The 10,970-nt window shown below is 35.3% G+C and carries 11 protein-coding genes and 1 tRNA gene; 1 reads left to right on the forward strand and 11 read right to left on the reverse strand.

Annotated features, from left to right (window positions below):
- Positions 1-944 (reverse strand): 23S rRNA (uracil(1939)-C(5))-methyltransferase RlmD (rlmD, locus tag N2201_06270; protein MCX7785810.1); only part of this gene is annotated, 944 nt, incomplete at its 3' end.
- A 20-nt stretch (positions 945-964) separates the two neighbouring features.
- Positions 965-1,438: an LPS assembly lipoprotein LptE gene (lptE, locus tag N2201_06275; protein MCX7785811.1), complete on the reverse strand. Its 474-nt coding sequence runs from the start codon at positions 1,436-1,438 to the stop codon at positions 965-967.
- Between the two features lie 299 nt (positions 1,439-1,737).
- Here lptE and N2201_06280 point away from each other — a divergent pair, with 299 nt between their 5' ends.
- Entirely contained in the window at positions 1,738-2,124 is a 387-nt protein-coding gene (locus tag N2201_06280; protein MCX7785812.1) for a hypothetical protein, read from the forward strand.
- A gap of 138 nt (positions 2,125-2,262) precedes the next feature.
- On the opposite strand, the gene guaB is transcribed toward N2201_06280, so the two are convergent.
- The 9 genes from guaB to N2201_06325 all read right to left on the reverse strand — a co-directional run.
- Entirely contained in the window at positions 2,263-3,711 is a 1,449-nt protein-coding gene (gene guaB / locus N2201_06285) for an IMP dehydrogenase (protein ID MCX7785813.1), read from the reverse strand.
- 156 nt (positions 3,712-3,867) lie between these two features.
- On the reverse strand, positions 3,868-4,293 hold the full coding sequence (locus N2201_06290; GenBank protein MCX7785814.1) for an OsmC family protein: 426 nt from the start codon (positions 4,291-4,293) through the stop codon (positions 3,868-3,870).
- 25 nt (positions 4,294-4,318) lie between these two features.
- Entirely contained in the window at positions 4,319-4,810 is a 492-nt protein-coding gene (locus tag N2201_06295; protein MCX7785815.1) for a TlpA family protein disulfide reductase, read from the reverse strand.
- Between the two features lie 71 nt (positions 4,811-4,881).
- The gene (trxA, locus tag N2201_06300) at positions 4,882-5,205 is read right to left on the reverse strand and encodes a thioredoxin (GenBank protein ID MCX7785816.1); all 324 of its coding nucleotides are present in this window, start codon (positions 5,203-5,205) and stop codon (positions 4,882-4,884) included.
- A gap of 70 nt (positions 5,206-5,275) precedes the next feature.
- Complete coding sequence (locus N2201_06305; GenBank protein ID MCX7785817.1) at positions 5,276-6,130, reverse strand: DNA-protecting protein DprA; 855 nt, start codon at positions 6,128-6,130, stop codon at positions 5,276-5,278.
- 125 nt (positions 6,131-6,255) lie between these two features.
- A complete protein-coding gene (locus tag N2201_06310; protein MCX7785818.1) occupies positions 6,256-6,924 on the reverse strand; it encodes a tetratricopeptide repeat protein in 669 nt (222 codons plus the stop codon).
- Between the two features lie 71 nt (positions 6,925-6,995).
- A tRNA-Arg gene (locus N2201_06315) sits at positions 6,996-7,070 on the reverse strand.
- 229 nt (positions 7,071-7,299) lie between these two features.
- Positions 7,300-9,891 carry a M20/M25/M40 family metallo-hydrolase gene (locus tag N2201_06320; protein MCX7785819.1) on the reverse strand — a complete coding sequence of 864 codons (2,592 nt, stop codon included), beginning with the start codon at positions 9,889-9,891 and terminating at the stop codon, positions 7,300-7,302.
- Between the two features lie 513 nt (positions 9,892-10,404).
- Positions 10,405-10,970 (reverse strand): T9SS type A sorting domain-containing protein (locus tag N2201_06325; GenBank protein MCX7785820.1); only part of this gene is annotated, 566 nt, incomplete at its 5' end.

Below are 10,970 nucleotides of genomic sequence, written 5' to 3' on the forward strand. Positions count from 1 at the left end.
CCAACACCACAATATAAATCTAAAACTCGCTCAGCCGTGTCAATGTATTCTCTTAATTTTCTGATTAGGTTTTCCGCCTGAAAAGTATTTACTTGAAAGAAAGCATCACCTGATACCTTAAATTGCTTATCTAATATTTTTTCAAAATAATAATCTCGACCATACAGCACTTGATTTTTGCTTCCCAAAATCCGATTGGTTTTAGCCGAATTAATATTCTGAATAATACCCACAATCTGCGGAAACTTTTTAGGCAAAGATTTGTATAATTTTTCTGAGAGCCGATTAGTGCGGGTAACAAAAGTTAATAATATCTCCTGAGTATTCACTCCCTGACGAATAATAATATGCCGTAAATTTCCGGTGTGTTTGATTTCATCATAAATCGGCTCTTTAACTTTAATTATCCGCTCTTTAATTACTTGACGCACATCATCAAATATTTTTGGATGTAATAAGCACTTTTCAATATCTATTACCTTATGAGTCAATTGCTTATAGAAACCAATGCGTAAAGGGTTTTTAGCCAGTGGATATTGGGTTTTATTACGATAATGAAAAGGTTTAGAGGGTATTATGTTTAGAGAAGGCGGCGGTAATTTTAGATGGCAAATTCGGTCTAAAGATTCTAAGGCAAACTCTTTTTTAATTTCCAATTGGAAGCAATATTTAATATGTTGCAGGTCACAGCCGCCGCATTGGGTAAAATAAGCACACGGTGGTATGGTTCTAATTGCCGACGGTTCTAAGATCTTTTTAATTTCAGCAAGCCAGTAATTCTTCTTCTTTTCGATAACTTTAACTTGGACAATATCATCAGGTGCTGAATAAGGCACAAAGACCTTAACACCATTAAATTTTCCTATACCACTGCCTTGATACACAATCTTATCAATCTTAATTTTAATTATATTAACTTGAGATAATTGTTTTGGAGATAGCAAACTATCTGGTCTAAAATCTTTTACCAAGTCGTAAGGACTTTTCTTAATATTTCTTGAGATAGTTTTTTAATTGCTCGGTCAATACCTATATCTTCCGATTCAGACTGGGCATCATAAGTGATAAAAGTTGAAACATCTCCCTGGTATAAAAAAGTATCTTCAACTTTATCTTCGGCTTCAACATATGCAGATAGAGTTATTTTCCAGACAAGCACTTCTTGCGATGAAGTATAAGATTGGGGAGAGCGGTCATAGTTTGTAATCTTGCAATTCAAGATTAAATTGGCTTTATCTAAGGAAGTAACTCTTAAACTGCGTTCTTTATTAAAATCAGTAATCAGTTGGTCGGTTAAGAGGTCGCCTAAACCGGGCTTCATTGTTTCATTACCAACAATTGGAACTGCTACAGTTTTTAAGTGTGAAGGCACAATGGTGCGTGTCGAATAACCACAACAACTTAGGATTAAGAACATAACGGCTAAAAATTTAAACATAACATATTTTGCTGACAATAATACGAAAAGTCAAGACCTTTAACCATTTAACCTTTGAAAAATTGAACTTTTTAAGCCTTTCCACTTTAGAACAACTAATCTTCGCTAATTTTAAGACCTGTTTCACATTCCGTTATAATTAAATCTCATAGCCTGTATAGTATCTGTTGGACACATTACAAGGTAATGTCAAGAATTTTGCGTATTTTCTTTTTTCTTCCCTTGTCTGTCATTTTGATAAAAACTGCATACACTTCTTCAGTATTGACATTAATCTATTTTCTGCTATTATCAAAATAATGGAAAATCAAAGACCTTTACCATCAACTCGAGTATTAAGTGCGCTCGGTTATCTGCCGTTTTTCTGCTTTTTACCATTGTATCTGTGCCGAGATGATGAATTTGCCCAACAACACGCAAAACAGAGTTTAGTCTTATTGATTATTTATATAATTCTATGGATTGGCATCTGGTTAATAAATGTTATTTTTCGTGGTATTTTAGGCCATATTCTAATAATCGGATTTTTATTTAATGCTATCGGTTGGCTCGTCTATCACATCATCGGCACAATTCTTTCGTTCGCATATCTAATCTTAATCATCGTTGGCATAATAGCCGCCGGACTGGGAAACCAGTGGGAAATACCTGTAATCTCGACCTACGCCAAACATCTAAAAATCTAATCAACCAACACTACCCACCAACCACCAACTCTCAATCTTTAGTTCTGATAATAAATCTTATGTAAACTACAACAGGAGTAAGGAGTTTGGTGGTTTGTTGGTGCGTCTCCTCTGTGTTTAAGTTTGTCTGTGTATGTTTTATTGGTTGAGTAGTTCGTAATTAGGTGCTTCTTTGGTGATGGTGATATCGTGAGGATGGCTTTCTCTTAAGCCAGCATTAGTAATGCAAACAAATTTTGCTTTTCTTTGTAATTCTTTTATCGTTTTGGCTCCACAATAACCCATACCGGCTTTAACTCCGCCAATCAATTGATAAATAAAATCGTCAACTTTACCTCGATAAGGCACTCTGCCTTCAATCCCTTCAGGCACAAACTTCTTGGCTTCTTCTTGAAAATATCGGTCTGCAGAACCTCGCTTCATTGCATCGATTGAGCCCATTGCCCGATAGATTTTATATCTCCTACCTTCTAAAATTATCTCTTCACCAGGACTTTCTTCAGTGCCAGCAAAAAGATTGCCAATCATTACTGTGGAAGCACCTGCAGCTAAGGCTTTGACAATATCGCCCGAAAATCTTATACCACCATCAGCAATTATAGGAACATTTCGTGCTTGTTGAGCACATTCGTAGATTGCACTGAACTGGGGAACACCGATGCCCGCAATAACTCGTGTTGTGCAAATCGAACCTGGTCCGATACCAACTTTTATCGCATCAACATCTAATCTTAATAAATCTTTTACTGCTTCTTTAGTGGCAACATTACCGACAACAAGTTGAACTTCAGGAAATCGTTTTCGAATTTGTTTAGTTAAATTGATTACGCCCGCAGAATGGGCATGGGCTGTATCAATAACTAAAGCATCGACTCCGGCATCAATTAATGCTTCACTTCTTTTAATACTATCTTTACTGACACCAATTGCCGCAGCAACTCTTAATCTGCCTAATTTATCAACTGTTGCATAGGGATGCTCCAATTTTTTTAGAATATCTTTTATAGTGATTAATCCTTTAAGGATGAATTTCTTATCTACGATGGGTAGTTTTTCAATCCGATGTTGTTTGAGAATCTTTTGGGCATTAGTGAGGTTTGTGCCTACAGGTGCGGTTATCAGATTGTCTTTCGTCATCAGATACTTTACTTTCTTATTTAAGTCGGTCTCAAAGATAATATCGCGTTTGGTAATAATCCCAACAAGTTTTCCTGTATTATCAGTTACCGGTAATCCAGAAATTGCATATTTTTCCATAAGATTTTTTGCTTGACCTAAAGTATCATCAGGACTAACAGTTACGGGATTGACAATCATTCCACTTTCAGCTCTTTTTACTTTGATTACTTCTGATGCCTGTTCTTCAATACTCAAATTTTTATGAATCACGCCAATACCACCGGCAACTGCTAAGGCAATTGCCATTTTGGCTTCGGTGACAGTATCCATTGCTGCACTAACTAAAGGAATCTGGAGTGGAATATCTTTAGTAAAATAAGTCTTCGTTTCTACATCTTTAGGTAGAACTTTTGACTTTTGGGGAACTAACAGAATATCGTCAAAGGTATAAGCAGTATTGATTTTCATATTATTTAAACTATACTGTTTTTATCGGCTCTCGCATATAATTCTCATCTAATTAAATACGATATTTATTTTTTTAATTCTCATCTAATTAAAACTATACATTTACTTTATTGTGATTTCATATTTAATTTTAATTTTTAATTAAAATGCCGACAATTATTTTTTCTGGCTCTCCCCTATTTGTAGTTCATATTTTACTTCTGGAGGAATTTTTAAGGTTGCAGCAGCAGAGCAATATTTATCGCGGGAAAGTTCAAAGGCTCTTTGCAAATCGTCTGGATTTATTTCTGGGTTGACATGAATTTTGACTTTAATTGTCGTGTAGCGTTTAGGATGTTCTTCTGCCCGTTCGCCTTCAACTGTAACAATCATTTCTTTCAGTTCAGCGCGTTTTTTCTTAAGAATAGAGACAATATCGAAAGCCATACAGCCACCGAGACCAATTAATATCATATCAATTGGTTGAAAGCCGGTTTCAGTTCCACCAACTTCAGGTTTAGTATCTAAAACCAAACTATGTTTATTTTCATCTGTAACCACGAATCTTAAATTGTCAATCCATTTTAAGGTAACTTTTTGCATATTCATTTGAATAGTTTCGTTGATATTATTTTAATAATGCGCTAATTTTGGCTTCTAAATTTGAGATATTTTCTTCGCTGAATCCGACTTCTCTTAATGCAATCTTTCCTTTTTTATCAAAGATGATAAGTGTTGGAATCCCTTGAACATCATATGCTTTGGCAACTTCATTCGTACCTAAGAGAATCGGATATGGAATATTGATATCTTGGTTATATTTTTCCAGTGCGGATTTATCTTGGTCCAAGGAAACTCCTAAAACAACTAATCCTTGGTCTTTATAAGTGTTGTAAATTCTAATTAGATGCGGAATTGCGGCACGGCATGGTGGACACCAGGTTGCCCAAAAGTCGACTAAGATAACTTTGCCTTTCAGTGCCGAAAGCGTGATTTTACCACCGCCTAGTTGTTCTAACGTGAAATCTGTCGTTTTCATTGTGGGAGTAGATTTAGCCCGGTTACCGCCACAATGTAAAAATAAACATATTAATAAAATTGAAATCAAGATTTGTTTCATTTTATCTCCTTTTATTATTTACTTACAGTCGATTGAGTATTATTTTCAAAACAAAACCGATATTAGACTTTTCAATCTGATAGTATTTTTTCGATGTGTTCGACCAGATAACTTTTCGGCACGGCACCGACAATCGTATCAACCACCTGACCATTTTTGAATAACATCAAACTCGGAATACTCATAATTGAATATTTTTCTGCCAATTTCGGTTCATTATCAACATTAACCTTACCGACCTTTAATTTGCCTTGGTATTCTTTTGATAGTTCGTCAATGATGGATGCAATCATTTGGCAAGGCATACACCACGATGCCCAAAAATCCACTAATGCTGGTAGCGAAGAGTCTAAAATCTCTTGTTGAAAATTTTTTTCGTTAAGTTCAATTGCCATATGCTTTAATTGTATTGTTCAGTCACTATTTTTATTATGATAACAATAGATAATTTATACTCAAAAAGTCTTATTTGTCAAGCAATTCGTCAATTGAGTGTATTGGTAAGGCATTAAGTTTTTTGATTCGGTCATCTGCGGGCGAACTTATTCCTTGAAAAAGATAAACGGGCTTATTTTGTTTTATTGCATGTTCAACCGTATTAACTGTGCCACCGCTATCACCGGCTTCAACCACTAAAATTTTATCTGCCAAGGCACTGGTAATGCGATTGCGGGCTAAAGCATTACCTACAGACCACTCGCTATAGGGAAAAAATTCTGAGATAATTGTCGCTTGATTAAAAAAAGTATCAGCAAATTCAAGGAGTTCGGGATGAAAGGAAAATTTTAAGATGCCGAACGGTAAGACCGCAATCGTTTTGCCACCAGCCATAATTGCACCTAAATGGACAAAAGTGTCAATACCTTTAGCATAACCACTAACAATAATATAACCAGCCCGGGTCAAAATAGATGCAAATTCTTTAGCATATTGTTTTCCTTTTGCTGATGCTTCGCGTGTGCCAATAATGGCAATTGACTTTCCGGAAAATATCTTACCTTTAACATAAAGTATTGGCGGTAAATTACTAATACTTTTCAGGGATTTAGGATAATTCGTATCTTGATAGGTTATTATCTTTATTTTATTGCGCTTTACCTCATCTAAAATTAAATTCATCTGGTCTAAATCTTTCTCGGCAAAGAGAATTTTTTCTGCTATTTTTGCATTTATTCTTGGAATCTTTAACAGGGTTTGGATATTAGATGAAAAAACTGATTTTGCACTACCAAATTGCTCAATCAGATTACGAAGCGTAGTAGCACCTACTCCTTCAATACTTTGTAACAACAGATAATACTTCAACTCATTATCCATCATTTAACCATCTCGCTTAATATTTTAGGATAATTACCAAATATTTTTCTTAACCTTTCTATAACAAAAAGTAACATCTCCTCTATTCTTGTGAAAACAATCTTGGGTAAATGTATCTAAGATTTTCTTTAGAATTTATTGCGTAGAGCCTTTATGTAGGCAAGTTCGGCTTTCGCCGTTTCAACTACTTCGCCCGGAGTTATATGTTTAATAACTTTTTCATAGATTCTTTCTGCTCGAGATAAATCATTTAAGTTTTTATAACACCGTGCCGCAGCAATTAAGGCTTCGCCGGCAAGTTTCGATTTTTTGTAGCGTTCGAAAACCTTTTCATAGGTCTCGGCGGCTTTTTTGAGATTCTGCTTTTCTTCATAACAATTACCAATTGCCAACAATGTGGCTGGACCTAAAATCGGGTCTTTTTTCAATTTACCATAGGCTTGAGAAAATGCCCGATGTGCCTTATCAAATTCTTGTCGAGAAAAATAGATATTGCCTAAATAGAAATGGGCCTTTGCAGCCAAATAATGTCCAGAAAAACGACGAGAAAAATCAGTAAATCGTTCCTCAGCCGCATCAAAATTTTGTGTTGAGTATAGACCCAAGGCTTCAGTAAATCGTAATTGCACTTCAGGATTTTCTTTGCCCGTAGTAGAAAAATATATTATAACAATTGCAATGATTGCGACAACCGCACCGATTACAATAAAAAACCTTTGTCTTTGATGATAATACCAATAAATTATTTTGGTAATAATTTGTTGAAAGATATCTTCTTTTTTTGCTTCTTTTAACATTTTTGTTCCTTACTCTTTAAGTGTTTATTTTCATTATCACTACTCTTACTATCATTATAATTATCGCTTTATACCCCTGGTGAGATTCGAACTCACGAACCTATGGTTTAGGAAACCATCGCTCTTTCCAACTGAGCTACAGGGGTGTTAATGGATATTATTATAGATATTAATTAGTCTTTGTCAATGATTAGGTTTATGGAAGAAAAAAGAATTTGCACAAAATTCTTGACGCTACCATTAGGATTTGTTTAAAGTAAATAAGTTTTTGTCGTCGGGCACTGGTTTATGCTTTGATAATTCTGATATTAGTTTAGTAAATTTAGTAAATTCAGAGACTGTTTTATATAACTATTCAGAAACTCTTTCATATAACTAATGTAGATAAATTACTTTTTGAGGTCGAGTAATGTTTTGCGCTTTGATAAAATAGATACCTGCGCCTAATCTTTGACCCGCATCGTCTTTCCCATCCCAAATCGCAATGGGTGAAGAAAAACTTCTCACTAACCTACCAGATGAATTATAAATTTTAATCATCTTTTGGTTATTAAGACTGCTAATACCATAAAGACTAATCACAATCTGATTTCGGAAAGGATTAGGAAAGACTGAAATACCAGATCTTGATAAATTACTTGGCGTTTCCGAGACAATAAATCCTGTTGGTGCTTGGGTGATATACTTAATTGCTCTTTGGGGTTGAATTAATGCTGCGGCCGGATGGTAACTGCCATCAAAAAGATATTGGATACCGATGGTTTCAGTCTGGTTTTCGATACCAACAGTAGAACTGGAATATCGATTGGCTGTCTGATATTGGGCTATGATTAGATTATCACCCGTTGGTGTCCGGTGCGTTGAGTCACCAATTAGAACTTGGAACTTATCACGGATTGAAGATGCACTATAATAAGAAAGACTATCCCATTCAATAATTAAGTATCTGCTTGTTGGGTCATAATACCAATAAACTCCGCCAGCGCCTGAATTAGAATGAACCAAATCATCCCAATTTATCGCAATCATTGCTGAAGGACCATCAACATTTGGTATGGAACTATTCGAATAATCACCCGTGGTATCAGAACCACAGCGCAACCATCCATCAACACTAACTGAGATTGTATTATAATTTTGTCCATAGTATTTCAGTGAGCCAAATCGATTCGGTAATTCGACAATTCGTACCTGGTCATTATGGTCAAAAGTCAATCTTGTGCCCAGATTTTTAATCTCTATCCAATTATAAACCGGTCTTGGTGCATAGAGTGTATCTGTATTATCATATGCCCAATAAAGTGATGGAGTTCGTGGTCCATCTGGAATTGGGTCAGTAGAAACAAATTGGCCTATCGGTATCCGAAAAGTCTGCTGCCATGTGGTTTCTGCACTACTGATGGTAAGAGAAAAATCGGCATTATATCCGATGGGAGTATTGGGTGCTGAAGATATAAGATACGGTGTTTGATTTAATGCTGAATCTAAACCAGAAATGTTACCATAAGTTGATTGATTTTGATAAATCGTAACATAAGGCGAATTGCACGCAATCGTTGCAGAAACATTATGGGCTTGAATTTGTCCAATATTTCTAAGCCAAATGAGAAGATTAACCGTCTCGCCCACATCCCACCGTCGATTATTATTTCCGGTTACAGAATCGGCAATCCGATAATTGCGGAACACGACATAAGGTTGATTCGGTGTAATCGGATTAGCCAAACCAGCCGAGGCCGCAACGCAGGCTTTAATAACTTCAGTGCAAAATGGTAAAGAATTAAATCCGGCCCCAATTGTGTCACTGGTCAAATGATAATGGGGATTAGGTGGCATATAATCTTCAATACCACAAAAACCAACATATCCTCTTTGCCAGAACGAATGATGGTCCGAATAAGGAGCACTGGTTACCATTCGACGAATGGTCGGCAATGTAGTATAAGTATTAGCACTATTTATAAAGAAGTTAACAAAAGTGCTACAATTAGGATTAGAAACTTTACCGATGACATCTAAATCTTCAGGAGTTGCATCAACATAACCAATCATATCAAAATTCAACACACCGATAATAGAATCACCTTGATTACGGGCTTGTTGTGCATATGCCGCACTGCCATACAAACCTTGTTCTTCACCACTAAAAGCAATAAACCGAATTGAGTATTCAAAATTATAGTTCTTAAAAATTCGTGCCGCTTCTAAGACAGCAGCAGTGCCTGAAGCATTATCATCAGCACCGGGACAATTACTGGGCGATTGATTAGAAGTCGAATCAAAATGTCCGCAAATCACTACATAAACATTATCTGGCTGAGCAATACCGCGTTTAATTGCCACGACATTCGGCGCATAACTCGTATTATAATTATGCAGATAAACACTATCGCAGTTATAATTTAAGAACTTAGCCCTGAGCCAATTAGCAGATGCCCGACAAGAATCCGTAGAAGAATAGCGAGTGCGAAAGTTCTGTAATCGGCGCACAAAACTTAAAACCGAATCCGAACTAACTTGGGAAACCATTTGGGCAATAATCGGATTATAAACCACTTGAGGAAAAGTTGGCTCGGTCTGCGAAATCACCATTGGCTGTAATTGAATTTTAGATAACATAACCGGTAATCTTGTTAACTTATGAATCTCATTCGGCTGAACTGAAATTAACAGATATTCTTCACCTTCAGTTAATACTTGATAAGTTTTTCTAATCTTCTGCTCAGCATTTTTATTAAGCGGATAGACTAAATAATACTCTTTTTGTGGTGTGATAACATCTAAGACCGTATATCGAATATTAGTAAGTTTAGATAATTTAGCCTCAGAACTCATCACAATTATTCCGTCGGATAGTTCACAGAGAACTGTCAGGTCTTTTTTATTTAATTCGACTACATTTACTCCTACAGTCTTCACGAGATACTCTTGGCCATAAAGCATTAAAAAATAAAATAAAAAAATCATACAGTGTCTTTTCATTTATACGCCTCCAGTATTAAGAAAGTTCATATAATAAAAACCAAAAATATTTCTCACTATTTTATAGATTAAAACAAATAAAATATTTCGTTAGATAGCAAAATTTATCATTATATTAAATTTTACCTTTGATAAATCTATTTGTCAACAATAGCATTATTTATATGTCAATTCTAAATTTACCCAAAACATTATATACTATCTATTATTGAGAAATGGTTATGACATTAGAACTTACTTATACTTATTTAATCGCAGATAAAAACAGATGATATAGTATTACACGGTAAAATATGCTTTTGTTATTTTAGGGACAATACAGATGATATGCAACTCTGTGGTGTCAAACCTGTTTTGTTACTTGTTTATCCAGAAAAAAATTAAGGCACTTATTTTTCTAAAGTATTATCTTTAATATAAAATTTTATCTTTCCACCTTCTAAAACTAAATAAAAAGGCTCCCCCAATAAAGGGGGAGCCTTGAAATATTTTGTTAGTTTATTTTATGATATTAATTTTCTTAATTTCGTTATAATTATCCGTCTGTAATCGCAAGAAATAGATGCCGTTTCCGACTTTTTTGTAATTGTTGTCTCTGCCATCCCAAACAAGATTATAAGTTCCTGATTGCAAGTAAGTATTAACTAAAGTTTTGAGGATTCTTCCTGATGCATCATAAATACTCAATTTGGTCCATGACGGTTGTGCCAAGACAAATGAAATTTTAGCTAAACCATTGATTGCTGGATTAGGTCTTGGTGCGTAAAGTTTTGTTTCAAGTGGTAAATTGTTAGGGATATTTTCCGTAACACCTTGAGCCGAAACAATGGTAAACCGGATATTTGGTCGATTATAAGTCTGATTTAAACTCGTCGGTTGACTGGCATCACTTGCTGCTTGCCGTGTCCGATAAGTCGGTGATGTGGTCGTATAACGATAATACGGACATACTGTAGTGGAAATATATTGCTGGAAACCTTTGATAATTAAGATCTGGAGATTTTGAGTATTATTATAAACAAACGGTGTATCCAGTTGAACTTCCATCCAGCCTTCAGGTTGGT

Source organism: candidate division WOR-3 bacterium (assembly GCA_026418155.1).
GTDB lineage: Bacteria > Hydrothermota > Tepidihabitantia > Tepidihabitantales > CAIPLT01 > JAOABV01.